At 69.1% G+C, this 24,273-nt stretch carries 23 protein-coding genes; 6 read left to right on the top strand and 17 right to left on the bottom strand.

Annotation, left to right across the window (positions count from 1 at the left end; all coding sequences use genetic code 11):
* Positions 1-15: 15 nt before the first annotated feature.
* Entirely contained in the window at positions 16-534 is a 519-nt protein-coding gene (locus B0I29_RS15200; RefSeq protein WP_111649592.1) for a PaaI family thioesterase, read from the bottom strand.
* A 56-nt stretch (positions 535-590) separates the two neighbouring features.
* Here B0I29_RS15200 and B0I29_RS15195 point away from each other — a divergent pair, with 56 nt between their 5' ends.
* Both B0I29_RS15195 and B0I29_RS15190 read left to right on the top strand, forming a co-directional pair.
* Positions 591-1,076 (top strand): winged helix-turn-helix transcriptional regulator, encoded by a 486-nt coding sequence (locus B0I29_RS15195; RefSeq protein WP_111649591.1) that lies wholly within the window; start codon positions 591-593, stop codon positions 1,074-1,076.
* 28 nt (positions 1,077-1,104) lie between these two features.
* Entirely contained in the window at positions 1,105-2,694 is a 1,590-nt protein-coding gene (locus tag B0I29_RS15190) for an MFS transporter (RefSeq protein WP_111649590.1), read from the top strand.
* A 1,099-nt stretch (positions 2,695-3,793) separates the two neighbouring features.
* On the opposite strand, the gene hisS is transcribed toward B0I29_RS15190, so the two are convergent.
* Positions 3,794-5,107 (bottom strand): histidine--tRNA ligase, encoded by a 1,314-nt coding sequence (gene hisS / locus B0I29_RS15185; protein WP_111649589.1) that lies wholly within the window; start codon positions 5,105-5,107, stop codon positions 3,794-3,796.
* Positions 5,108-5,126: 19 nt separating this feature from the next.
* Complete coding sequence (locus B0I29_RS15180; RefSeq protein ID WP_111649588.1) at positions 5,127-5,813, bottom strand: MBL fold metallo-hydrolase; 687 nt, start codon at positions 5,811-5,813, stop codon at positions 5,127-5,129.
* Positions 5,814-5,960: 147 nt separating this feature from the next.
* On the opposite strand from B0I29_RS15180, the gene B0I29_RS15175 reads away from it, so the two are divergent.
* Positions 5,961-6,821: a peptidylprolyl isomerase gene (locus B0I29_RS15175; protein WP_111649587.1), complete on the top strand. Its 861-nt coding sequence runs from the start codon at positions 5,961-5,963 to the stop codon at positions 6,819-6,821.
* A 227-nt stretch (positions 6,822-7,048) separates the two neighbouring features.
* Entirely contained in the window at positions 7,049-7,816 is a 768-nt protein-coding gene (locus B0I29_RS15170; protein ID WP_245972539.1) for a peptidylprolyl isomerase, read from the top strand.
* A 45-nt stretch (positions 7,817-7,861) separates the two neighbouring features.
* Here the strand turns inward: B0I29_RS15170 and B0I29_RS15165 are convergent, their stop codons facing one another.
* From B0I29_RS15165 to ruvC, 8 genes are all read right to left on the bottom strand, one after another.
* The gene (locus B0I29_RS15165) at positions 7,862-10,282 is read right to left on the bottom strand and encodes a RelA/SpoT family protein (protein WP_111649586.1); all 2,421 of its coding nucleotides are present in this window, start codon (positions 10,280-10,282) and stop codon (positions 7,862-7,864) included.
* A 159-nt stretch (positions 10,283-10,441) separates the two neighbouring features.
* Positions 10,442-10,993: an adenine phosphoribosyltransferase gene (locus B0I29_RS15160; RefSeq protein WP_111649585.1), complete on the bottom strand. Its 552-nt coding sequence runs from the start codon at positions 10,991-10,993 to the stop codon at positions 10,442-10,444.
* A 78-nt stretch (positions 10,994-11,071) separates the two neighbouring features.
* Entirely contained in the window at positions 11,072-12,247 is a 1,176-nt protein-coding gene (gene secF, locus B0I29_RS15155) for a protein translocase subunit SecF (protein ID WP_111649584.1), read from the bottom strand.
* A 1-nt stretch (position 12,248) separates the two neighbouring features.
* A complete protein-coding gene (secD, locus tag B0I29_RS15150; RefSeq protein ID WP_111649583.1) occupies positions 12,249-14,138 on the bottom strand; it encodes a protein translocase subunit SecD in 1,890 nt (629 codons plus the stop codon).
* Positions 14,139-14,333: 195 nt separating this feature from the next.
* Positions 14,334-14,705 carry a preprotein translocase subunit YajC gene (gene yajC, locus B0I29_RS15145; RefSeq protein WP_111649582.1) on the bottom strand — a complete coding sequence of 124 codons (372 nt, stop codon included), beginning with the start codon at positions 14,703-14,705 and terminating at the stop codon, positions 14,334-14,336.
* A 146-nt stretch (positions 14,706-14,851) separates the two neighbouring features.
* The gene (gene ruvB, locus B0I29_RS15140; RefSeq protein ID WP_111649581.1) at positions 14,852-15,898 is read right to left on the bottom strand and encodes a Holliday junction branch migration DNA helicase RuvB; all 1,047 of its coding nucleotides are present in this window, start codon (positions 15,896-15,898) and stop codon (positions 14,852-14,854) included.
* Positions 15,895-16,494, bottom strand: a complete 600-nt coding sequence (gene ruvA / locus B0I29_RS15135; protein ID WP_111649580.1) for a Holliday junction branch migration protein RuvA — start codon at positions 16,492-16,494, stop codon at positions 15,895-15,897. Before ruvA ends, ruvB begins: the two co-directional genes overlap by 4 nt.
* Entirely contained in the window at positions 16,491-17,018 is a 528-nt protein-coding gene (gene ruvC, locus B0I29_RS15130) for a crossover junction endodeoxyribonuclease RuvC (protein ID WP_111649579.1), read from the bottom strand. The genes ruvA and ruvC overlap by 4 nt, the downstream gene beginning before the upstream one ends.
* A 99-nt stretch (positions 17,019-17,117) precedes the next feature.
* On the opposite strand from ruvC, the gene B0I29_RS15125 reads away from it, so the two are divergent.
* Positions 17,118-17,645 carry a hypothetical protein gene (locus B0I29_RS15125; protein WP_111649578.1) on the top strand — a complete coding sequence of 176 codons (528 nt, stop codon included), beginning with the start codon at positions 17,118-17,120 and terminating at the stop codon, positions 17,643-17,645.
* Between the two features lie 3 nt (positions 17,646-17,648).
* On the opposite strand, the gene B0I29_RS15120 is transcribed toward B0I29_RS15125, so the two are convergent.
* A complete protein-coding gene (locus B0I29_RS15120; protein ID WP_111649577.1) occupies positions 17,649-18,404 on the bottom strand; it encodes a YebC/PmpR family DNA-binding transcriptional regulator in 756 nt (251 codons plus the stop codon).
* 15 nt (positions 18,405-18,419) lie between these two features.
* Complete coding sequence (pdxT, locus tag B0I29_RS15115) at positions 18,420-19,025, bottom strand: pyridoxal 5'-phosphate synthase glutaminase subunit PdxT (RefSeq protein WP_111649576.1); 606 nt, start codon at positions 19,023-19,025, stop codon at positions 18,420-18,422.
* A gap of 125 nt (positions 19,026-19,150) precedes the next feature.
* Here pdxT and pdxS point away from each other — a divergent pair, with 125 nt between their 5' ends.
* Positions 19,151-20,047, top strand: coding sequence for a pyridoxal 5'-phosphate synthase lyase subunit PdxS (pdxS, locus tag B0I29_RS15110; RefSeq protein WP_111649575.1), 897 nt, complete (start codon positions 19,151-19,153; stop codon positions 20,045-20,047).
* A 947-nt stretch (positions 20,048-20,994) separates the two neighbouring features.
* Here pdxS and B0I29_RS15105 read toward each other — a convergent pair.
* From B0I29_RS15105 to pgsA, 4 genes are read right to left on the bottom strand one after another with little or no spacing between them, the layout of a single operon-like run.
* Positions 20,995-21,540, bottom strand: a complete 546-nt coding sequence (locus B0I29_RS15105) for a hypothetical protein (RefSeq protein ID WP_111649574.1) — start codon at positions 21,538-21,540, stop codon at positions 20,995-20,997.
* Between the two features lie 43 nt (positions 21,541-21,583).
* Positions 21,584-22,720: a glycosyltransferase family 4 protein gene (locus B0I29_RS15100; RefSeq protein WP_111649573.1), complete on the bottom strand. Its 1,137-nt coding sequence runs from the start codon at positions 22,718-22,720 to the stop codon at positions 21,584-21,586.
* Between the two features lie 9 nt (positions 22,721-22,729).
* Positions 22,730-23,596: a phosphatidylinositol mannoside acyltransferase gene (locus B0I29_RS15095; RefSeq protein WP_111649572.1), complete on the bottom strand. Its 867-nt coding sequence runs from the start codon at positions 23,594-23,596 to the stop codon at positions 22,730-22,732.
* Positions 23,593-24,219, bottom strand: a complete 627-nt coding sequence (gene pgsA / locus B0I29_RS15090) for a phosphatidylinositol phosphate synthase (protein WP_111649571.1) — start codon at positions 24,217-24,219, stop codon at positions 23,593-23,595. The genes B0I29_RS15095 and pgsA overlap by 4 nt, the downstream gene beginning before the upstream one ends.
* Positions 24,220-24,273: the final 54 nt, after the last annotated feature.

Raw genomic sequence — 24,273 nt, 5'->3', positions numbered from 1 at the left:
CCGGATGCGCAGCCGTCAGGCGCCGGGGAGCTCGAAGAGCAGGCAGCTGGACGTGGCGTGGGCCACCAGGCGGCCTGCCCCGTCGACCAGGCGCGCCTCGGCCAGCGCGGTACGCCGCCCCCGCTGGAGCACCACACCCGTGCAGACCAGCCGCCCCGAGTCCACGGTCACCGCGCGGAGGAACTTCACGTTCAGATCCATGCTGGTGTAACCCACCCCGGCCGGCAGGGTGCTGTGCACCGAGCAGGCGGCGGCCGTGTCGAGCAGCGTCGAGATGATGCCGCCGTGCACGGTGCCGAGCGGGTTGTAGTGGAACTCCTGCGGGTCCAGCTCGATCGCGACGCTGCCCTCCGAGGCGTGCAGCCCGGCCGCGCCGATCAGGCTCATGATGGGCGGCGGCGGGAGCTCGCCGGACGCCATCGCCTGGAGGATCTCCATGCCGCTGCGCCGGCCCAGCTGACTCGCGTGCTCGGCGGGGTCGGCCCACGCGAACGTACGGGTCCGGGTGGTGGCGGGGTCCTGAGTCTGCGTCATGGATTCAGGCTGGCATCGGCTTGCTGCGTCTGTCAACGAGACTTAGCCTCGACGGCATGGTCGGACATGTCACACCCCCCGCGCTCGAGTGGTCCGTCGACAACTGCACGCTCGCCCGGGCCATGGAGATCCTCGGCGAGCGCTGGACCGTCGTGGTGCTGCGTGACGTCTTCAACGGCATCCGGCGCTTCGACGACATGCGTGTCCGCACCGGCATCCCCCGCCAGGTGCTGACAAACCGGCTCGCCATGCTGGTCGAGCACGGTGTGCTGCGGCGCGAGCCCTATCAGGAGCCCGGCGCGCGGGTCCGCCACGAATATCGGCTGACCGAGAAGGGACTCGACCTTTATCCGATGCTGATCGCCGTGACCGAGTGGGGCAACCGGTACCTGGCCGACCCGGAAGGCCCCCCGATCCGGTACGCCCACCGCGACTGCGGCGCCGAGATGCAGGTCGGGCTGCACTGCGCGGACGGGCACGACGTCGGCGACAACCGTGCCGTCCTGCCCCAGCCGGGACCTGGAGCACATCGACGCACCTGACAGGGCCCGGCTGGGTACCTTGCCACTCGTGACCGTTACCGACACCCCGTGGACGCCACTGCGGAACCCGGTGTTCCGGATGCTCTGGCTGGCCGTCCTCGCGAGCAACGCCGGCACCTGGATGCAGACCGTCGGCGCGCAGTGGCTGGTCGTCCACGAACCGGACGCCGCGACCTGGACCAGTCTCGTGCAGGCCGTCACCACCCTGCCGGTGCTGTTGTTCGCGTTGCCATCCGGGACGATCGCCGACGCACTGGACCGGCGGCGGTTGCTGCTCGGCGTACAGCTGGGGCTCTTTGTCGTGGCAGCGACCTTGACCGCGCTCGCGGCGCTGGACCACCTCGATCCTCCGCTGTTGCTGGTCTTCACCTTTCTTCTCGGTGTCGGTCAGGCACTCACGCTGCCGTCCTGGCAGGCGGTGATCCCCGAGGTGGTGCCGCACGATCAGCTGCCGTCCGCGTCCGCGCTCGGCGCGGTCAACACGAACCTGGCGCGCTCGGCCGGTCCCGCTGTCGGCGGTCTGCTGGTGGCGCAGTTCGGCTCGGCCGTCGTGTTCGGACTGAATGCGCTCTCCTTCGCGATCTTCGCGCTGGTCCTGCTGCGGTGGCGCCGCCCGTCGCGGCCGCCGACCGGGCACGCCGAGCGGTTCGGTTCCGCGCTGCGCGCCGGCGAACGCTATGTGCGCTGGTCACCGGTGGTGCGCCGGATCCTCGGCCGGGTGCTGCTGTTCGTCCTGCCGGGCAGCGTGATCTGGGCGCTGCTGCCGGTGGTGGCCCGCCAGGAGCTCGGCATGGGCGCTCAGGGTTACGGCATCCTGCTGGCCGCGCTCGGCATCGGCGCGATCGCCGGCGCCCTGCTCATGCCCCGTGCACGCCGGCTGCTCAGCACCAACCTGATGATCGTCTCCACCGGCCTCGTCTACGGCCTCGCGCTGCTCGTCGTCGCGCTGGTCCCGCACGTGATCGCGGTGATCCCCGCGCTGGTCCTGGCCGGCCTGGCCTGGATGATGCTGGTCTCCCGGATGAATGCCGCCATGCAGCTCTTCCTCCCCAACTGGGTCCGCGCCCGCGCGCTCGCGATCTACCAGCTGGTCTTCGCCGGCGGTCAGGCCGCGGGCGCGCTGCTCTGGGGCCAGTTCGCCTCGGCCTTCGGCCTCGACCACGCCTTTGCCACGGCCGCGGCACTGATGCTTGCGGGCCTCCTTTTGGTACGCGTATGGCCGGTACACACCCACGAGAACGACGACAACACCCCGGCGGTCTACTGGCCGGAGCCCCACCTGATGTACCAGCCCGGCCTGGAGGACGGCCCGATCCTGATCTCGGCGTCGTACCGCGTCCGGCCGGAGAACGTCACCGCCTTCACCGCCGCCATGCAACGCGTGCGCGGCTCACGGCTGCGCACCGGGGCGACGCAGTGGGGATTGTTCCGCGACGGCGAGGCCCCGGACACGTTCGTCGAGGTCTACCTGGTGCCCACCTGGGACGAGCACCTGCGCCAGCACGAGGGCCGCCTCACCGAAACCGACGAGCAGTCCGAACAGCAGGCCGTCGCACTGGCCGACTCCCCACCCACAGTCACCCACCTCCTGGCCGCCACCACCCGAACCGAGCCCTAGCCCTTCCCAACCGGCCGCGGCCCCCGCCGCCCCAGCTCCCACAAGACAGCAGTGACCCGGCTGCCCAACTGAGGTAGCCGCCCACCGGAGAACGCGTGCCGTCGAACGGCAGCCGGGCACACGCTGCCGCCGCAGGCCTCGTCCCCACCGCGCCTCGTCGCCGGGGGCCTCGTTGCCGGAGCGAGCCTCGTTGCCGGGGCGAGCCTCGTTGCCGGGGCGAGCCTCGTTGCCGGGGCGAGCCGTAGCTCAGATAGGTCATCGGAGCTGATGACCTATCTGAGCTACGGCTCGCGCCCAGCAGCCGCGTCGTTCCAGCGACTGTCCCACCCCAGCGGCCGGGCCCGGTCCACTCGGCGGGGGCCGACGCCATCACACCGCGAGCACCCGCCCGGTGTGTGTCGAGTTAAGGCGCGAATCGCACCCCAAATCGACACAAGGCAGGCGATCCCCGGGGTGCGTGTCGAGTTAAGGCGCGTAGCGAACCCGAACTCGACACAGAGCAGGCGATCCACGAGGTGCGTGTCGAGTTAAGGCGCGTAGCGAACCCGGAATCGACACGGGGCGGGCTGTTCGCGGGGTGCGTGTCGAGTTTGGGGGCGTAGCGAACCCGAAGTCGACACACCCGCCCTGGCCGGCGCGATCTTGGGCCGTGGTTCCCATCGGAGTGTGGTTCGGGGACCACGATCGGCATCTGAAGGCGTTTGCCGGGCTCGTTGCACATCGCGAGCCGCCCGGCCGTGTCGACTTCAGGCTCGATACACGCCTCGATACACGCCCGAACTCGACACGCACCGGCGAGGCGCACGCGACGTGCTGACGCAAGCCTCAGCCCGAGGAACCGGACCGGCCGCAGGGCAAGCCGCCGCGGAGCAAGCCGGCCGCCCGGCGAGCCAGCCGCCGAGCAAGCCGGCCCCGGAGCAAGCCGGCCCCGGGGTAGGCCGGCCCCGGGGCGAGCCGTCGCTCAGGCAGGTCATCGGGGTGGATGACCTATGTGGGCTACGGCTCGGCGGTGAGGGGGCGGCGGGGGTGGCGCCGGCGGGCGCCGGGGGGACGGGCGTCAGGCGCCTCGGAACCGGGGTGCCTGGCGTTGTGCGTACTTTTAAAGGCCTTTGATCTGGGGTTTGAGGTCTTCGGTGGGTGGGGTCCAGGTGGCGGGGTCGGCTTCGGTCTGCTCGCCGGAGCGGATGTCCTTGACCTGGTGGCCTTCGGCGGTGGGGAACCAGACGAAGGGGATGCCGCGGCGGTCGGCGAATTGGATCTGCTTGCCGAATTTGGCGGCGGTGGGTGCGACTTCGGTGGGGATGCCGCGTTTGCGCAGGCTGGTGGCGATGCGTTCGCAGTTGGTGCGTTCGTCCTCGCTGGGGAGGGCGATCACGACGGCGGTCGGGACCGAGCGGGAGACGGTCAGCGCGTTCTGGCCGAAGAGGATGCCGAGCATCCGGGAGACGCCGATCGAGATGCCGACGCCGGGGAAGCGGGTGTTGCCGACCGAGGCAAGGGTCTCGTAACGGCCGCCGGAGCAGATCGAGCCGAAGCGCTCGTATCCCTGGAGCTGGGTTTCGTAGACCGTGCCGGTGTAGTAGTCGAGGCCGCGGGCGATCTTGAGTTCGGCGCGGATCAGGCCGGGGGCGTGCTCGTTGGCGGCTTCGACGACCTGTCGCAGTTCGTCGAGGCCCTCGTCGAGCAGCGGGTCGGTGACGCCGAGAGCTCTGACCAGGTCCACGAAGGAGGCGTCAGATGTTGAAATTTCGGCTAATTTCAGGCAGGCCTGCGCCTGTGCGTCGGTCGCACCCGCCGTCTCGATCAGAGCGGCTGCCACCTTCTCCGGGCCGATCTTGTCGAGCTTGTCCACCGTGCGCAGGACCTGGGCGGTGTCCTCCAGGCCGAGGCCGCGGTAGAAGCCCTCGCACACCTTGCGGTTGTTGACCTGGATGATCGCCTGCGGGATCGGCAGCGAGCGGAACGCGTCGCCGATCACCAGGGGCATCTCGGTGTCGAAGTGGAACGGCAGCGTGTCCCGGTTGACCACGTCGATGTCAGCCTGGAGGAACTCGCGGTACCGGCCCTCCTGCGGCCGCTCGCCCCGCCACACCTTCTGGATCTGGTAACGGCGGAACGGGAACTGCAGCTTGCCGTGGTTCTCCGTGACGAACCGGGCGAACGGCACGGTCAGGTCGAAGTGGAGGCCGAGCTGGTCCTCCTTCTTCGGGTCGTCCTCGCCCTGGAGGCGACGCAGGAGGTAGACCTCCTTGGACGTCTCGCCCTTGGACAGCAGGGTCTCGATCGGCTCGACGGCACGCGTCTCGAGCGGGGCGAAACCGTAGAGCTCGAAGGTGGAACGGATCTTGTCGAGCGTGTACTGCTCGATCATGCGCTGCGACGGCAGCCATTCGGGGAAGCCGGAAATGGGCACTGTGTGTTTCTCCGTTTTTCTACAGACCTCGGCGCGGCGCAGCGGTCAGCTCCCGCAGGTACGGGTTCGACGCGCGCTCACGGCCGATGGTGGTGGCCGGTCCGTGGCCGGGCAGTACGACGGTCTCGTCGGCCAGCGGCAGGATCTTGTCCCGCAGGCTGGTCATCATCGTCGTCGTGTTGCCGCCCGGCAGGTCGGTGCGCCCGATCGACCCCGCGAAGAGGACGTCCCCGGAGAAGCAGATCTCCTCGGCGTCCTCTCCCGGAGTCCGGAACAGCACCGACCCGCCGGTATGGCCAGGGGCGTGATCGACGGTGATCTCCAAGCCGGCGATGCTCAGCACCGCGCCGTCGGTCAGCTCGGCGACGTCGTCCGGCGCCGTGTATTGCAGGCGGCCACCGAACATCTGAGTCAGATCGGCGCTCAGCCCTTTCGCCGGGTCGGCCAGCATCTCCAGGTCGGCCGGGTGCACGTACGCCGTGATGCCGCGCGCCCCGCAGACCGGCGCGACGGAGAAGGTGTGATCGAGGTGCCCGTGCGTGAGCAGCACCGCGGCCGGGTGCAGCCGGTGCTGGGCGAGGGTCTCCTCCAGCTGGTCGAGCACCCCGATGCCGGGATCGACGATCAGGCATTGCTCGCCCGGACCGGCGGCGACCACATAACAGTTGGTGCCGAAGGCCTCGGCCGGAAAGCCGGTGACGAGCACGATGACGCCTCTCCCTCAAATCGGGGGTAAATCGTAACGAGCCTAGCCGGGCGGCCGCACACCACTTTCCCAGGAGGTACCCGTACACTCTTGCGGGCGTGTGGCGTGCCGCACCCCTTGACACACACAGGGAAGGGACAGCTTTCGGTGGCTCCCAGCAAGGACCGGCAGCGCAAGCTCGCGCGGGCGAAATTCGATCGGCAACAGGCCCGCCGAGCCGTCAGCGAGCGTCGTCGCCGCCGCATCACGGCAGGCGTCGGCACCGGCCTCGCGCTGCTGCTGATCATCGCGGGTGTCGCGTGGGCGGGCGGCGCCTTCGACAGCGACGACGCCACCGACACCGAGGCCGGCGACATCTGTCTGTGGACGCCACAGAACGCGACGAGCAACACCGACCTGAAAGCGGTCGGTACTCCCCCGACGAAAGATCTGCCGGAGTCTGGCACCGAGACCATGACGATCGCCACCGACAAGGGTGACCCGATCGTGGTCAGCATGGACGTGGAGAACGCGACCTGCGCCGCGGCCAGCTTCTCGTTCCTGGCCGGCAAGAAGTTCTTCGACAACACCACGTGCCACGAGATCACCGCCGACGGCGCGGTGCGCTGTGGTGACCCGAGCGGCACCGGCAACGGCGGGCCGACGTACAGCTTCTACGACGAGAACCTGCCGGACGGCGCTCCGGAGCCCTCGCCCAGTGCGAGCGCCGCCCCGGCCACCGAGGTGACCTATCCCAAGGGCACCGTCGCGATGGTCGGCAACCCCCCGGGCAGCAACGGCAGCCAGTTCCTCATGTTCTTCAAGGACTTCACGGTGGCCGACCCGGCGTACTCGATCGTCGGCACCGTCACCGGTGGTCTCGACACCCTGGAGAAGATCGGCAAGATCCCCACGGTCGAGGGTGACGCCGGCGAGAAGGTCACGCCCAAGGAGAAGATCACCGTGCAGACCCTGACCGTCGGTACGGCCGACGCCGCCGCTCCTTCGGCCAGCGCGGACCAGTCATGAGCGCCCGCGATGACGCCACCACAGCCGAGAGCTCCACAGCCGAGGGCTTCACAGCCAACAGCGCTACAGATGTGAGCGCACAGGACGAGAGCGAGCCGGACGTGAGTGCGCAGGACGAGAGCGCGACAGACGTGAGTTCGCAGGACGAGACCAGCAGTGGGAGGAACGACGTGTCGTCGATCAAGGACCGGCAGCGCGCGGCGGCGCGAGCCCGGCTCGAGAAGGAGATGGGCGAGCGGGCCACGGCCGCACGCAAGCGCCGCCGTAACCAGGCGATCTTCGGCGCCGCCCTCGCGGTGCTGGTCATCGCCGGCGTGGCCGTCGTCCTGGTGAACCAGCTCAAGGACGACCCGAAAGACACTGCCGCGGCCGCTTCGGCCGGCACCGTCGCCTGCTCGTGGACCCCGGCCGACGAGGCCACCGGCGGCAAGGTCAAGGACGTCGGCCTCCCGCCGACCACCGTGCCGAACGTCGGTACCAGCACGCTGACCTTCGACACCAACCTCGGTGCGATCTCGGCGACGATCGACCTGGCGAAGGCGCCGTGCACCGGCGCCAGCTTCAAGCACCTGGCCGAGAAGAAGTTCCTCGACAACACCAAGTGCCACCGCCTGGTCAACGAGGACACTTTCAAGGTCCTGCAGTGCGGCGACCCGTTCGCCACCGGCAAGGGATACCGCGAGACCGACGGCACCGGCGGCCCCAGCTACACGATGGTCGAGGAAAACCTGCCGACGGACACCACTAACCCGTACCCGGCCGGCTCGATCGCGATGGCGAACACCGGCCAGGCCGGCAGCACCGGCAGCCAGTTCTTCATCGTCTCCGAGGACACCCAGCTCTCGCCGAACTACACGCTGCTCGGCACGATCACCACGGGCCTCGACATCGTGAAGGACGTCGTGAAGGCCGGTGACGACGGCGCGTTCGACGCCTCCGCCGGTGGCGGGCACCCGAAGAAGGAACTCGACATCAAAACGATGACGGTCAGCTAAGGATTTAGGAAAAGGGGCGGCCTCCTCACGGAGGCCGCCCCTTTTTTATGCTCCTGAAGTGACACGGTAGGCGTCGAACACACCGTCCACCTTGCGCACCGCGGCCACCAGGTGGCCCAGGTGCTTGGGGTCGGCCATCTCGAAGGTGAACCGGCTGACCGCCACCCGGTCACGGGTGGTGGTGACCGTCGCGGAGAGGATGTTGACCCGCTCCTCGGACAGCACCCGGGTCACGTCGGCCAGCAGCTTGTGCCGGTCGAGTGCCTCCACCTGGATCGCCACCAGGAACGTGGACGCCGACGTCGGTTTCCAGGTGACCTCGACGACCCGCTCCTCCTGCTCGCGCAGGTCCTGCGAGTTGGCGCAGTCCTCCCGGTGCACGCTCACACCGCCGGAACGGGTGACGAAACCGAAGACGGCGTCGCCGGGAACCGGGGTGCAGCAGCGGGCCAGTTTCACCCAGACGTCCGAGACGCCCTTCACCACGACACCGGGGTCCTGTGCGGAGCTCCGGTTGCGCGGCGGGCGGGTCGCGACGGCGGTCTCGGCGATGTCCTCGACCGCGCCCTCCTCGCCACCGAAACCGGCGACGAGTTTCTGCACCACCGACTGCGCGGAGGTGGCGTTCTCCCCCACCGCGGCATAGAGCGAGGCCACGTCGGGCAGGTGCAGGTCGCGAGCGATCGTCGTGAGGTTCTCGCTGGTCAGCATGCGCTGCAGCGGCAGGCCCTGCTTGCGCATGGCCTTGACGATCGCCTCCTTGCCGTCCTCGATCGCCTCCTCGCGGCGTTCCTTGTTGAAGTACTGACGGATCTTCGTCCGCGCGCGGGGGCTCTTGACGAACCCGAGCCAGTCCTGCGTCGGGCCGGCGGTCGCCGACTTGGACGTGAAGATCTCGATCACGTCGCCGTTGGAGAGCGTCGACTCGAGCGGGACCAGCTTGCCGTTGACCCGGGCGCCGATGCACTTGTGCCCGACCTCGGTGTGCACCGCGTACGCGAAGTCCACCGGTGTCGAACCCGTCGGCAACGGGATCACGTCGCCCTTGGGCGTGAAGACGTAGACCTCCTGGCTGGAGAGGTCGAAGCGCAACGCGTCCAGGAACTCGGACGGGTCGCTCGCCTCCCGCTGCCAGTCGAGCAGCTGCCGCAGCCAGGTCATCTCGTCGATGTGCGCCGGCGGGCCGACGATCGTCGCGCCCTTCTGCTCCTTGTACTTCCAGTGCGCGGCGATGCCGAACTCGGCGGTGCGGTGCATCGCGAACGTGCGGATCTGCATCTCGACCGGCTTGCCGGTCGGGCCGATGACCGTCGTGTGCAACGACTGGTACATGTTGAATTTCGGCATCGCGATGTAGTCCTTGAACCGGCCCGGCACGGGCTGCCAGTTCGCGTGGATGACGCCCAGCGCGGCGTAGCAGTCGCGGACCGTGTCGACCAGGATGCGCACGCCGACCAGGTCGTAGATGTCGTTGAAGTCGCGGCCTCGCACGATCATCTTCTGATAGATCGAGTAGAGGTGCTTCGGCCGGCCGGTGGTCTCGGCCTTGATCTTCGCCGACTTGAGGTCGAGGCTGACCCGGTTGGTCACCTGGCGCAGCAGCGCCTCACGCTGCGGCTGGTGCTCCCCGATCAGGCGGTTGATCTCCTCGAACCGCTTGGGGAAGAGCGTGCCGAACGCGAGGTCCTCGAGCTCCCACTTGATCGTGTTCATGCCGAGGCGGTGAGCCAGCGGCGCGAGGATCTCCAGCGTCTCCTTAGCCTTCTGCTCCTGCTTGGGGCGGGGCAGGAAGGTCAGGGTCCGCATGTTGTGCAGCCGGTCGGCCAGCTTGATGACCAGGACCCGGGGGTCCTTGGCCATCGCGACCACCATCTTGCGGATGGTCTCGGCCTTGGCCGCGTCGCCGAGTTTCACCCGGTCGAGCTTGGTGACGCCGTCGACGAGCAGCGCCACCTCGGCGCCGAAGTCGTCGCGCATCTGCTCGAGGCCGTAATCGGTGTCCTCGATCGTGTCGTGCAGCAGCGCCGCCACCAGCGTCGTGGTGTCCATCCCGAGGTTGGCCAGGATGGTCGCCACGGCGAGCGGATGCGTGATGTAGGGGTCGCCGGATTTCCGGTATTGACCGGAATGCCAGCGGGCGGCCACGTCGAACGCCTTCTGCAGCGCGCGGGCGTCGGCCTTGGGGTGACTGGCCCGATGCGTCGCGATCAGAGGCTCGAGAACCTCGCTGACCTGCGTGCTCTGCCAGGGTGCGTTGAACCGGGCCAGCCGGGCGCGAACCCGTCGGCCGGTTGGCGCGCTGGCGAGCCCGAAGCCGCTGCCCGGAGTGTCCTCCGGAGCTAGTGGCTGAGTGGTCTCCAGATCACCGTCAAGCGTCTCATCGGGCGTGGCTTCGCCTCCGCCGTTCCGCGAGCTGTCGGTCGGCTGCACCGTGCCCTCCGCCGGAGGGGCGACGTCGCTGGACACCGGCCTCCTCACACCTTCGCTAGGAACCGGCTGTGGAAGTCGGTTCATGCCAGGGTTGGTCACCTTGGACCGCCCATCTTACCCGCACCGTCCTGCCGGATGGCCCGGCCGAACCCACGAATACGCGAGGGTGACCGGGCGAAGAACATCGAAGAGGGATCAAACGGTCAACAGCGCGTGTACCGGGCGCTTGCCGAGCCGTTCACGTCCGTCGAGAAAACCCAGCTCCATCAGCACCGAGAAACCGGACACTATTCCGCCGGCCTGCTCCACCAAGTCGATCGCCGCGCCGGCCGTGCCACCGGTGGCGAGCACGTCGTCGACCACCAGGACCCGCTGTCCGGCCACGAAAGCGTCCTTGTGCACCTCCAGGGTGGCCTCGCCGTATTCGAGCGCGTACGAGGCGGAGAAGGCGGGCCGGGGCAGTTTGCCGGCCTTGCGTACCGGGACGACGCCGGCGCCGGTCGCGTACCCGATCGCGGCGGCGATCAGGAAGCCCCGGGCCTCGACCCCGGCGACCACGTCGAAGGGGCTCTGATGGGCGATGATGCCGTCCACGGCCCTCTTGAATGCCGGTCCGTCGCCGAAGAGCGGCATCAGGTCCTTGAAGACGATGCCGGGCTTGGGGAAGTCCAGCACGTCGACGGTGCCTCCGGCGACGACTGCGGCCAGTTCCGGGCCGCTGTCGCCGGTCACGATTTCGGTAGTCACGGTCGGACAGCCTAACGGCCCGCCATCAGCGACGATGACGGGCCGTTGGGGTTGGTTCAGCTTTGGATCAACTTTTGATCAACGGCGCTTGCCGGGGCGGTTGCCCGCGCCGCCACCACGGTTGGTGGTGTTGCGCTTGGCGACCGGCCGGGCACCCGGCCGCGGCGTGGTGCCGGCGAACGCCGGAACCTCGTCGGAGTCGGTCGCGTTGGCCGGACGGGTCCGCTCGGCACGCGGGGCCACGTCGTCGGACCGGCTCGCGCGGCGGGCCAGGACCCGGGCGTTGTGCGCCTTGATCTTCGGCTCGCGGTCCTTGAGCGCGCTCAGCACCGGGGCGGCGAACAGGATCGAGGAGATGACGCCGAAGCCCATGCCCACGAAGAGCACCAGGCCGAGGTCCTTCAGCGTGCCCGCGCCGAACAGGCCGGCGCCGATGAAGAGCAGACCACCGACCGGCAGCAACGCCACCAGACCGGTGTTCAGCGAACGCATCAGCGTCTGGTTCACCGCGAGGTTGGTGGCCTCGGCGTAGGTACGGGAGGTGCCGGCCGTGAGGCCACGCGTGTTCTCCTGCACCTTGTCGAAGACCACGACCACGTCATAGAGCGAGTAACCCATGATCGTCAGGAAGCCGATCACCGTGGACGGCGTCACCTCGAAACCGACAAGCGAGTAGACACCCGCGGTCAGCACCAGGTCGAGCAGCAGCGACGCCAGCGCGGCGATCGCCATCCGGTACTCGAACCGGATGATCAGGTACGCGCAGACCAGGACGAGGAAGACGACAAGGCCGAGGACGGCCTTCTCGGTGACTGCGCCACCCCACGCCGCCGACACCTGGTTGTCGCTGATCTGGTCGGCCGGAACGCCGAGGTCGGCGACCAGGGCGGTCTTGGCCTCCTCGGTCTCAGCGGTGGAGAGAGCCGGGGTACGGACCCGGAAGAACGAGTCCGCGCCGGTACCGACCTGCTGGGCCGCGCCGATCTGCGCGTCCGGGTCGACGCTGTGCACGGCCTTCGCGACCGCGTCGCCGGCCTGCTCCTGGGTGAGCGTCTGGCTGTTGGACGTGGCCGGGACGGTGAACTCGGTGCCACCGGCGAACTCGATGCCGAGCTCGAAGCCACGGATCAGGATGCTGCCGAGCGAGATCACCACGATCGCGATCGCGATCGCGAACCACGTTTTCCGGCGGCCGACAATGTTGATGTTCGCTTCGCCCTGGTAAAGGCGTGTAGCGAGACCGGGACGGGCCATCTCAGGCCTCCTTAACGTCGGTCCGGTTGCGCAGGACGCGGCCGAGGCCACTGACCCGCGGCGACATGAACGCCTTCGTGCTGGCGAGCACCGTCATGATCGGGTGCCGGAAGAGGAACACCACGAGCAGGTCGAGGACGGTAGAGATACCCAGGGCGAACGCGAAGCCCTGCACCGCGCCGATCGACACGACGTAGAGGACCACGGCACACATGATCGTGATCGTGTTCGCCGAGATGATCGTCCGGCGGGCACGGTGCCAGGCACGCGGCACCGCGCTCCGCGGCGACCGGCCCTCGTGGATCTCGTCCTTCAATCGTTCGAAGTAGATGACGAACGAGTCCGCCGCGACACCCAATGACACGATGAAACCGGCGATACCGGCGAGGGTCAGCGTGTAACCAAGGGTACGACCGAGGAACACCAGCGCGCCGAAGGTCAGCAGAGCGGACAACCCGAGGCTCAGGAAGATGACCGTGCCGAGCAGGCGGTAGTAGAAGAACGCGTAGATCGCCACCAGGCCCAGGCCGATCGCGGCGGCGAGAAGACCCGCCTCCAGCTGCTGCAGGCCGAGGGTCGCCGAAACGGTCTGCGCCGGGCCGGACTCGAAGGTGACCGGGATGGCGCCGAAGTTCAGCTGGTCGGAGAGCTCCTTCGCGGAGACCGCGTTGAAGTCGCCGGTGATCTGCGACTGGCCGCTCAGCACGCCCTGGATCTGCGGCGCGGAGAGGACCGTCTTGTCCAGCACGACGGCGACGGCGCAGTGGTCAGCCGTGCCGTACAGCGACTGCACCGCGACGAAGCACGGGTCGGTGCTGGTCGCGTTGAACGCGGTGCGGGTCAGCTCGGTCCACTTGGTCTGGCCGGCGCTGGTGAAGTCGAGGGAGACGACCCACTGGTTCTGGGTCTGGTCCAGCTGCGGGCTGGCCTCCTTGATGTCGTCACCGACAACCTCGGCCTTGTCCAGCATGACCTTGGCGCCGCCCTGGTAACAGGCCACCACCTGGGAGTTGATGTCGTCGATCGAGCCGTTGGGCCGGGCGTCGAGCTGGCCGCAACCGATCGTCGGCACGTTGAACTGCATGGCCGGGGTGAGTGCCGCGACCTCGGGGCCGGTCAGCGTGGCGAACGCCTTGAACGGCAGGCCGGCCTCGGCGTCGGTGCTCAGGTCGACCGGGGCGGTCAGCTTCTCAGCGGCGGCCCAGGCGTCCTTGCCGACCTTCTTCTCGGCCGAGGCGAGGAGCTCCTTCTGGTCCGCGGTCTGCGGAGCCGGGCTCGCGGCGGCGGCCGGGGCCGCGGCCGACGCGGACGGCGCCGGTGCGGACGGCGTGGCGCTGGCGGCCGGAGCGGCCTCGCCGCCACCCTGCCCACCGGTCGACGCCGACGGGTTGGCAACCTCCGGGACGGCGCCCGAGGCGGCCGGCGCTGCCGACGGCGAGGTCGCCGGGGCGGCGGCACCGCTCGCCGAGACGCTCGGGGACGGCGACGCCGGGTTCAGCGCGGCGGCCGACACGTCGATCGTCGTGCCGGTCAGCAGGCGGAACCGCATGTTCGCGGCCTGCGACAGGTCCTTGAGCTGGTCGTCGGCCTCACCGGCGAGCGAGACGACGATCGTGTTGTTGCCCTGGATGACCACCTCGGCCTCCGAGACGCCGAGTGCGTTGACCCGGTTCTCGATGATCTGGCGAGCGGTCTCCATGGCCTCCTGCGTCGGCGGCGCGCCCTGCTGCGAGGCGATGTACGTGGCCTGGGTGCCACCGACCAGGTCGAGGCCGAGTTTCGGCTCGAGGCGGTCGGTGAAGCTGCCCTTGGCGCCACCGGCGAAGAAGACCAGCAGATACAGGACTACGAAGACCAGACCGAGCACGCCAAGTTGGCGTCCGGGATGCATCTGTCCCTGTGGTGGTCGTGCCACGGCTTATGGTCTCCCTGCGTTTACGGCCGCGCGTGGGGCACGGCGTTCTCAGTAAGGGCCGCTGATGGGCGGCCGTTCAACACGGTTTTGCTTCAGTTTTCCGCTGCGGACAGGCGCAGCACCGGCCCGTCGGCTGATTTGCCGAGGGCCGGTCGGTACAACGAGTCTGGGTCAGTCCTGCTTGCGTACTTCAGTGACCGGGCTCTCCGGCTCGTCGTCCGTGACCGGCACGACGGGCTCATCGGTGACCGTACCCGCCTTCGTCAGCACGCGAGCGATCGCGGGACGCGCGAAACGGACCTGCACACCCGGGGCGACCTCGAGCGTGACGACATCGGCGTCGGCCACGACGACCGTGCCGTGCAGCCCGCCGATGGTGACGATCTCGTCGCCGGCACCGAGGGTGTTCTGCATCTCGAGGGCTTCTTTACGCCGCTTCTGCTGCGGGCGGATCATCACGAAGTACATGAAGCCGAAGAGCAGGACGAGAATCAGCAGGAACGAGTAGTTTCCGCCGCTCGCTTGTTCAGCTGCTTGGAGCACTGAAAGAGCCTTCCGTAGGCCACCGGCGCGACGGTGGGCGGGCGCCGATGAGAGATGCAAATGCCAGTTGGAACGGCGGCGAGTCTAATAGGTCAACCTTGAGATAACGACTGCGGCACACGTCACGTTCACATCACGAGCAAAACTCACGCGTCCCGGGCGAACAGGTCACCTTGGAACACACCGGACCGTCCGTCGGTCGGCGGGGTCTTCCCGAGGTGCGCCCAGCCCGCTTCGGTCGCCACCCGGCCCCGGGGCGTACGCGCCAGCAGACCGGCCCTGACCAGGAACGGCTCGCAGACCTCCTCGACCGTGTCGGACTGCTCCCCCACCGCGACGGCGAGAGTGGACAGGCCGACCGGACCGCCCTTGAACGACTCGATGAGGGCCCGCAGCACCGCGCGGTCCAGCCGGTCCAGGCCGAGCGCATCGACGTCGTAGACCTTGAGGGCGGCCTTCGCCACGTCCTCGGTGACGATGCCGTCCGCGCGTACCTCGGCGAAGTCGCGTACCCGGCGCAGCAGGCGGTTCGCGATGCGCGGCGTGCCGCGCGAGCGGCCGGCGATCTCTCCCGCGCCCTCCGCGGTGATCGGCACACCGAGGATCCGGGCCGAGCGGTGCAGCAGCGCGTCCAGATCCGCCGGTGAGTAGAAGTCGAGGTGCGCGACGAAGCCGAACCGGTCACGCATCGGACCGGAGAGCAGGCCGGCCCTGGTCGTCGCGCCGACCAGGGTGAACGGCTCCACGTCCAGCGGGATCGCGGTCGCGCCGGGTCCCTTGCCGACCACCACGTCGACCCGGAAGTCCTCCATGGCGCTGTAGAGCAGCTCCTCGGCCGGTTTCGCGATCCGGTGGATCTCGTCGATGAAGAGCACGTCGCCGGGGGCCAGGCCGGTCAGGATCGCGGCCAGATCACCGGACCTCTCGATCACCGGACCGCTGGTGGTCCGGATCCCGGTGCCCAGTTCGGCCGCCACGATGTTCGCCAGGGTGGTCTTGCCGAGGCCGGGCGGGCCGGACAGCAGGATGTGGTCCGGTGGCGTGCCCCGGCCCATCGCGCCCTGCAGCAGCAGTTCGAGCTGGTCACGCACCCGGTGCTGGGCGATGAAGTCGGAGAGCCGTTTCGGCCGGACGCTGGACTCCGCATCCAGTTCCTCGTCCTCCGCGAAAGGCGAGACGACGTCGTCGCTCATCGGGTCTTGCCCAGCAGCCGGATCGCCTGGCGCAGCAGGACCGGGACCGGCGGCGTCTCACCGTCGATCGTCTCGGTCAGCGCGGCCACCGCCTGATCGGCCTGGGACGCGGACCAGCCGAGGGCGAGTACGCCCTGGCGTACCTGCTCCTGCCAGGCGCCGTTGAGCACGCCCGCGGACGTGCCGCCGAGCCCGACCGGGCCGATCTTGTCCTTCAGCTCGACGATCATCTTCTCGGCGCCGCGCTTGCCGATGCCGGGCACCGCGGTGAGCACCGCCAGCTCGCCACCGGCGATGGCCCGGCGCACCGTGTCGGGCTGGTGCACGGCGAGGACCGCCTGGGCGATCCGCGGGCCCACCCCGTTGGCGGTCAGCAGCAGGTCGAACATCTGCCGCTCGTCCTCGTCGGCGAAGCCGTACAGAGTGAGCGAGTCCTCGCGGACGATCAGCGTGGTGGACAGCCGGGCCTCGATGCCGCTGCGCAGACCGGCCAGCGTGCCGGGAGTGCAGAAGACCCGCATGCCGACGCCGCCGACCTCGACCACGGCGCTGTCGTGGCTGATCGCGGCGACCACACCGCGGACACTGGCGATCATCTTCTTCTCCCGCGGGCGGCGACAAGAGCGGCTGCTTCAAGTTTCGCGCGGGTGCCCCCGCGCCAGATGTGGCAGATGGCGATGGCGATGGCGTCGGCCGCGTCGGCCGGCTTAGGTGGCGCGTCGAGTTTCAGCAGCCGGGTCACCATCGCGGTGACCTGTTTCTTGTCGGCCGTCCCGGAGCCGGTGACGGCCGCCTTCACCTCGCTCGGGGTGTAGGTCTGCACGGGCAGCCCGGCGCGCGCTCCGGCCAGGATCGCGATGCCGCTGGCCTGCGCGGTGCCCATCACGGTACGCGCGTTGTGCTGGGCGAACACCCGCTCGACAGCCACGCTTTCCGGCTTGTGCTCGGCCACCAGAGCGCTCAGTGAACGGTCCAGGTTGAGCAGCCGGTCGGCGAGGTCCTCGTCCGGTTCGCTGCGGATCACGTGGTACGCGACCAGTCTCCCCAGCCGCCCCGGCACCCCGTCGACGACACCGACGCCGCATCTCGTCAGCCCCGGATCGATGCCGAGCACCCGCACCACGGACCTCCCCCTCGCGAACGTGTGTTCGACACCCTAGTACGCCACCGGGTTGCGCCCGCCGCCGACACGCCTCGACGATGAGGGCTGGGAGGTGCCATGTACCTCATTGCGCCGATGGACGACGAGCCGCCGCCGGAGTACGTCGCTTTCGTCACGCTGCGCGCCCGTGACCTGCGCGCCGAGGCCGTACGCCTGGTCGGCGGCGATCGTGAGGCGGGCGAGCGGGTCTATCTGGACGTGCTGACGGAGACGGCCGGGCACTGGCGGCGGCTGCGCTGGTGGGGCAGGCTGACCCGGACCAGCGCGACCGAAAACTTTATCCGGAAATTTCTGGACAAAAGAACCGAACAGTGGCGCGAAGACCAGGTCTACGAGATCCGGGTGACTCCGATACACACGGAGCATCACGCCCCGCGAAACGGCAGCATGGCACTCCGGAAAGCGGCCGTCATACCCGGAACGGCCAGGGCCTCTCTCGAAGCCCTGGCCGATGCCGAGATCGCCTGGGTGCACGCGTGGCGCCGCAGTCAGTGGCGACACGTCATGCGCCTCGCCGGCGGCGCGGTCCTGCTGGTCGGCGCCATGATCCAGTACTTCAGCTCGCTGAGCACCGGCGGTTACTGAGGATCACTCCTCGTCGAGCGCCGCCAGGATCTCGTCCGAAATGTCGGCGTTCGCGAAGATGTTCTGCACGTCGTCGCAGTCCTCGAGCACGTCGATCAGCTTGAGCACCTTGCGGGCCGTGTCCTCGTCGACCGGCACGGTCATGGTCGGCACCAGCGCGGACTCCGCCGAGTCGTAATCGATGCCGGCGCCCTGCAGCGCGGTCCGCACCTTGACCAGGTCGGTCGGCTCGCTGACCACCTCGAACGCCTCACCGAGGTCGTTGATCTCCTCGGCGCCCGCTTCGAGCACGGCGAGCATCACGTCGTCCTCGCTCGTCTCACCCTTGGGGACGATGATCACGCCCTTGCGGTTGAACAGGTACGACACGCTGCCGGCGTCGGCGAACGTGCCGTTGTTGCGGGTCAGCCGGGTACGAACCTCGGTGGCCGCGCGGTTCCGGTTGTCGGTGAGGCACTCGATCAGCAGGGCCACGCCGTTCGGGCCGTAACCCTCGTACATGATCGTCTGCCAGTCGGCGCCGCCGGCTTCGAGGCCCGAGCCGCGCTTGACCGCGTTCTCGATGTTGTTGTTCGGGACCGAGCTCTTCTTCGCTTTCTGGATGGCGTCGTAGAGCGTCGGGTTACCGGAGGGATCGCCGCCGCCGGTCCGCGCCGCGACCTCGATGTTCTTGATCAGCTTCGCGAACATCTTGCCGCGCTTGGCGTCGACGACGGCTTTCTTGTGCTTGGTCGTCGCCCATTTGGAGTGGCCGGACATGCGTAACCTCCGTGTCTACCGTGCGGGTGCGGCCTGGCGGACCATCTCGACGAAGTACCGGTGGACACGAAGGTCGCCGGTCAGCTCCGGGTGGAAAGCCGTGGCGAGCAGGTTCCCCTGCCGAACGGCGACAATCCTACCGGCGGCGGGCCCGTCTGCTACGCGGCCCAGCACCCGCACGTCTTCACCGACCTCCTCGACCCATGGTGCACGGATGAAGATCGCGTGAAAGTCTCCGCCCTCGACCTCGTCGATGGTGACCGGCGCCTCGAACGAGTCGACCTGCCGGCCGAACGCGTTGCGCCGCACGGTCATGTCGATCCCCTGGAACGACTCCTGGTCCGGCCGGCCGTCCAGAACCGTCTCGGCCAGCATGATCATGCCGGCGCACGACCCGTAGACCGGCATCCCGTCGGCGATCCGCTTCCGGATCGGGTCGAGCAGGCCGAAGGCGACGGCGAGGTTGCTGATCGCCGTCGACTCGCCGCCCGGGAGCACCAGAGCGTCGACGTCGGCCAGCTCCTCGGGGCGGCGGATCGGCCGGGCCAGCACGTCCGACTCGGCCAGGGCGGACAGGTGTTCTCGCACGTCGCCCTGCAGGGCCAGCACTCCGATGTTCACGGGCCAACTCTAAGCAGCGGCCCTAATGCAGGCCACCAGCAGGTCGATTGGCTATCGAGACGCCGTTGACCAGTTCGTAGTCTGCCGTTGACACATCCCGCACGTCGCGCTGAGGAGCCGAATCCATGTCTGAGAACCAGCCCGCCATCGGAACCGCCCGCGTCAAACGCGGCATGGCGGAGATGCTCAAGGGCGGCGTGATCATGGACGTGGTCAACGCCGAGCAGGCCAAGATCGCCGAGGACGCGGGCGCCGTCGCCGTCATGGCTCTGGAGCGGGTCCCGGCCGACATCCGCGCGCAGGGCGGCGTGTCGCGCATGTCCGACCCCGACATGATCGACAGCATCATCAGCACGGTCTCGATCCCGGTCATGGCGAAGGCCCGCATCGGCCACTTCGTCGAAGCACAGGTCCTGCAGTCGCTCGGCGTCGACTACATCGACGAGTCCGAGGTGCTGACCCCGGCCGACTTCGCGAACCACATCGACAAGTGGCAGTTCACCGCCCCGTTCGTCTGCGGCGCCACCAACCTGGGCGAGGCGCTGCGCCGCATCACCGAGGGCGCCGCGATGATCCGCTCCAAGGGCGAGGCCGGCACCGGCGACGTCTCGAACGCCACCACCCACATGCGCAAGATCCGCGCCGAGATCCGCCGCCTGCAGACCCTCCCCGAGGACGAGCTCTACGTCGCGGCCAAGGAGCTCCAGGCACCGTACGAGCTGGTCAAGGAGGTAGCCGAGGCCGGCAAACTCCCGGTGGTCCTCTTCACCGCCGGCGGCATCGCCACCCCCGCCGACGCCGCCATGATGATGCAGCTCGGCGCCGAGGGCGTCTTCGTCGGCTCCGGCATCTTCAAGTCCGGCAACCCGGCCCAGCGCGCGTCCGCCATCGTCAAGGCCACCACCTTCCACGACGACCCCGACGTGATCGCCAAGGTCTCCCGCGGCCTCGGCGAAGCCATGGTCGGCATCAACGTCGACGACATCCCCGCCCCCCACCGCCTGGCCGAACGCGGCTGGTAACCCCAAGCTCTCCCGAAGGCCCTCGCGCTCTGCGCGAGGGCCTTCGCCATGCGCACCTCAAGCCAGTCACCCCGCTCACGCCCTTCCCCGGGTACGCCCACCGAGGCACAACAGGCTCGCGTGTCGAGTTCGGGCGCGCTCCGCACCCCAAATCAACACACCACGCGCGGGCCCAGGCTCGCGTGTCGAGTTCGGGTTCGGGTCGCACCCCGAAGTCGACACGCGGGGAGCGGGTGGGCAGCGGGCGTGGAGCGGGTGGGCAGCGCATACGCGGGCACACCGTGGGCGCTGGTGTCCCCTACGGCACCGGGTTCGGCGCGGGGCCGGCGCGGGGCCGGCTTGGGGCCGGCTTGTGCTCGTGGTCGTGCAAGCGGCCGAAACGCGACCGTAAGCGCGAGCCGGTCCCGGTCGGCTCGCGCTTACGGTCGCGCCGGAACTGAAATGGCGACCACGAGCACGAGCCGACCCCGGATCAGGCGACCACGAGCACGAGCGGGCCCCGGATCAGGCGACCACGAGCACGAGCCGGACTCGGATCAGGCGGTCGGCGCCCGGAGCCGTCGCTCAGACATGGATTGGGGCAGTCATTCCGTGTCTGGGCTACGGCTGCGGCTGGCCGGCCGTCGTCCAGACACGGAATGGGCGGGCTTTAGCGCTCCTGAGCTACGGCTGGGCCGGGCGTGATCTTGGTCGGCTGGCGCTTCCCGCTCGGAGCACTTCGGCGGACGCGGCTCGGACCACTTGGCTGGCTCGGAGCGCCTGGCGGGCTCGGAACACTTCGGCGGACTTCGTGGGCTCGGGGTGGGTGGGTTGTGGGGTGACCGTGCAGTGGGCGCGAGAGGCGCCTGGCGGCCTGGGGTGGGCAGCTGGGTCGCGGGGGACTCTCGGGAGGCACGTTGATGCGGTTGGGGGGCGCGGTTACGCGTACCCAAGAAGGAAGAGCGAGGTCAGACGGCCTGGACCGGGCGTTGGGGTGGGGGTGTGGGGCCCGGGACCGTGAGGGGTGGGGGGAGTTCGGGCATGGTGGGTTCGACGATGTCGAAGTATTCCGGGCGGGGGTGGCGGCGGGACAGGCGCAGGACGCGGACCAGGACGCGGCGGCGAGCGCTCAGCGCGTCGCGGACCAGGTCGGTGTGTACCTGGCGGGCCAGGACCACGCGGCGGCTCGTGTTGACCAGGGCTCGGGCGGCCGGGTCCTGGGGGTCGAGGTTCATCGCGCGCAGCTGGCGGGTGAGGTCGTTCTCGGCGGATTCGCGGTCGCCGGGGTCGGCGTCCAGGGCGAGGCGGGCCGCGGCGTAGAGCTCGACCCGGTCGCCGTGCTCGGCGACCACCGCTGCCGCTGCTGCTCGGCGCACCAGATGCGCGTCCAGGGCTCGCTCGGCGGATTGGGCTCGCGCGTGCAGACGTTCCACGCGTTGAGCGGTCCAGCCGAGGTACGCCGAGAAGATCGCGGCCAGCACGACGACTCCCACCACCCACCACATGCGGGGCATCGTAGTGGTGGATTGTGTCGGACAGTTCCTCGTGGGACCTCGGTCACGACCACTCGTCGTCGAAAACCCGACCGTCGGTGGCTTCGATGGATGTCGCGTAGACCTCGAGCACCCGGTTGGCCACACTCGGCCAGTCGAAAGTAGCGACGACGGTACGCGCGCAGGAGGCCAGCTCGGCCCGCCGTTCCGGGTCGTCCAGCAGGTCACCCAGCAGGGATGTCAGCGCGGAGGCGTCGCCGTTGGGGAAGAGTGCGCCCGCCCGGCCGCCGTCCAGGACCCGCCGGAACGCGTCCAGGTCGCTTGCCGCGATGGCCGCTCCGGCCGCCATCGCCTCGGTGAGGATCATGCCGAAGCTCTCGCCGCCGGTGTTCGGGGCGACGTAGACGTCGACGCTGCGGAGCATCCGAGCCTTGTCCGATTCAGACACTAATCCTAGGAATTCCACCCTATCGTGGAGTTCCTCCGGAATGTCCTCGTAGAGTTCGTCGCGGTCGCCGGGGCCGGCCACCAGCAGCCTCAGGTCGGGCCGTTTCGCCGCCAGCGTGACGAACGCGGTGCGCAACAGCGGGAAGCCCTTGCGCGGCTCGGTGAAGCGACCCAGGAACCCGATCGCCCCGCCGGAGCCCGGCCAGCCCGGCAGCGGCTCGGCGTTCACGAACTTCGCGACCGCCACCCCGTTGGGTATCTCCACGGCTCCCCCGCCGAGGTGCTCCACCTGCACCTTGCGGGCCAGCTCGCTCACCGCGATCCGCGCGGTGATCTTCTCGATCACCGGCTGGAGGAAGCTCTGCAGCCCGGCGAGCGCCCGGGACCGGGTCATCGCGGTGTGGAACGTGGCGACGACCGGGCCTCGGGCAGAGAGGACGGCCAGGAACGACAGGCTGGGTGAGAGCGGTTCGTGCACGTGCAGCACGTCGAACTCACCGTTCTTGAGCCAGCGGCGTACCCGGGCCGTGGAGACCGGGCCGAAGGCGATCCGGGCCACCGACCCGTTGTACGGCAACGGCAGCGCCCGGCCGGCCGACACGACGTACGCGGGCAGTTCGGCGTCGTCGTCCGCCGGTGCCAGCACGCTGACCACATGACCGAGGCTGATCAGAGCCTCGGCCAGGTCCATGATGTGGTTCTGCACACCGCCGGGGACGTCGAAGGAGTAGGGCGAGACGATCCCGATCCGCACGCGACCTCCCTACAGCCAAAGCTTCTGCAGCATGTGCCAGTCCTGCGGATGATCGGCGATGCCGGCCGCGTAAGCGTCTGCGAGCTGCTGGGTGGTCGCTTTGACCCGTTGGTCGAGAGGCCCCTCGGTCGGCGGGGTGATCGGCCGCATCCGCGCCTCGACGCGGTTCTCGGAATACCAGAGATCAACCGCGTAGATCGGCGCACCGGTCCGGATCGCGAGGATCGCCGGCCCGGCGGGCATCCGGGTCTTGCCGCCGAAGAACTCGACCTCAACGCCTGACCGGGACAGATCACGGTCGGCGAGCAGCGGCACGACCCAGCCGTCCTTCAGATGCTCACCGAGCACGTCGAGCGGTGGCCGCTCACCGCCGGTGAGCGGCAGCACCCGCATGCCGAGAGCTTCCCGGTACGCGAGGAACTGCTCGTAGACGGCCTCCGGCTTGAGCCGCTCGGCCACCGTGATCATCCGCCAGTCGTGCGAGACGACCCAGGCGGCGGCCGCGTCCCAGTTCGCCATGTGCGGCAGCGCCAGGACCACGCCGTTGCCGTCGTCGACCGCCTTCTTCAGCCAGCTGTAGCTCTCCGGCTCCATGAAGAAGCCGTCGAGGTACTCCTTACGGGTACGGTTCGTCAGCCGGAATGCTTCTTTCCAGTACCGGGCGTACGACCGCAGGCCGTCCCGGACCAGGGTGTCCGGCATGTCCGGGCCGACGACCTGGCGCAGGTTGCCGCGCAGCCGCTGGGTGCCGCGGCCGTTCGCCTTGTACGCCCGGTCGGCCGCCGCGGTGAAGAGCCTTCGCGCCACCGGCTCCGGCAGGGCGCGGACGAGCCGCCACCCGGCCGAGTAACCGAATCCGACGAGCTGATCTTTCACTCCGCTGCCGGCGCTTTCTCCGTCACGTCTGAGCGGGCCGCGCTGATCAGCCGCTGGAAGACCGTGAACAGGGAGAGCGCGGCCAGCACCCAGAGCACGGCCGGCAGGCCCCAGTCCAGGCCGGCGGCGCCGAGCAGGCCACCGACGCCGACGATGAGCAGCCGTTCCAGGCGCTCGACGATGCCGACGTCAGCGTTCAGCCCGAGGCTCTGTGCGCGCGCCTTCACGTACGACACGACCTGACCGGCCACCAGGGACACGAGGGCGCCGATGACGCCCCACCAGATCCCCTCGGTCGCCAGGTAATAGGCGACCGCGCCGAAGACCGCGCCGTCGGCGAGCCGGTCCATCGACGAATCGAGAAGGGCACCGAATTTTCCGGTTCCGCCCCTCATGCGGGCCATTGTGCCGTCAAGCGCGTCAGTGAGCGCGAAGGCAGTTACGATCACAGTGCCCCAGAGCAGGTGCCCCTGTGATCCGAAGTAGGAACCGATCAGCACGCCGACAGTTCCGGCGACGGTGACCGCGTTGGGCGTGACACCGATCCGGAGCAGGAATCGAGCGACCGGGTTGACGCCGTAAGCGACGGCGGCACGGGCGGTTGTTTGAACGATCTTTGCCATGGCCGTCCCACCATATCGGCGTGCGACCTGCGGTGGTACGCACCCGTCCCCACG

Origin of the sequence: Actinoplanes lutulentus (assembly GCF_003259845.1) — a bacterium.
GTDB classification, from domain to species: Bacteria; Actinomycetota; Actinomycetes; order Mycobacteriales; family Micromonosporaceae; genus Actinoplanes; species Actinoplanes lutulentus.
Note: the sequence above shows the minus strand (reverse complement) of the source record. Positions and strands in the feature narration are given on the sequence as shown.

Excerpts from the sequence above, each read along its gene's own strand:
- B0I29_RS15170 (WP_245972539.1), top strand. The coding sequence starts at position 7,049 with ATGGGCGAGCGGGCCACGGCCGCACGCAAGCGCCGCCGTAACCAGGCG.
- B0I29_RS15125 (WP_111649578.1), top strand. The coding sequence starts at position 17,118 with ATGTACCTCATTGCGCCGATGGACGACGAGCCGCCGCCGGAGTACGTC.
- secD (WP_111649583.1), bottom strand. The coding sequence starts at position 14,138 with ATGCATCCCGGACGCCAACTTGGCGTGCTCGGTCTGGTCTTCGTAGTC.
- secF (WP_111649584.1), bottom strand. The coding sequence starts at position 12,247 with ATGGCCCGTCCCGGTCTCGCTACACGCCTTTACCAGGGCGAAGCGAAC.
- pdxS (WP_111649575.1), top strand. The coding sequence starts at position 19,151 with ATGTCTGAGAACCAGCCCGCCATCGGAACCGCCCGCGTCAAACGCGGC.
- ruvB (WP_111649581.1), bottom strand. The coding sequence starts at position 15,898 with ATGAGCGACGACGTCGTCTCGCCTTTCGCGGAGGACGAGGAACTGGAT.
- B0I29_RS15105 (WP_111649574.1), bottom strand. The coding sequence starts at position 21,540 with ATGCCCCGCATGTGGTGGGTGGTGGGAGTCGTCGTGCTGGCCGCGATC.
- B0I29_RS15200 (WP_111649592.1), bottom strand. The coding sequence starts at position 534 with ATGACGCAGACTCAGGACCCCGCCACCACCCGGACCCGTACGTTCGCG.
- B0I29_RS15120 (WP_111649577.1), bottom strand. The coding sequence starts at position 18,404 with ATGTCCGGCCACTCCAAATGGGCGACGACCAAGCACAAGAAAGCCGTC.
- B0I29_RS15195 (WP_111649591.1), top strand. The coding sequence starts at position 591 with ATGGTCGGACATGTCACACCCCCCGCGCTCGAGTGGTCCGTCGACAAC.
- ruvA (WP_111649580.1), bottom strand. The coding sequence starts at position 16,494 with ATGATCGCCAGTGTCCGCGGTGTGGTCGCCGCGATCAGCCACGACAGC.
- pgsA (WP_111649571.1), bottom strand. The coding sequence starts at position 24,219 with ATGGCAAAGATCGTTCAAACAACCGCCCGTGCCGCCGTCGCTTACGGC.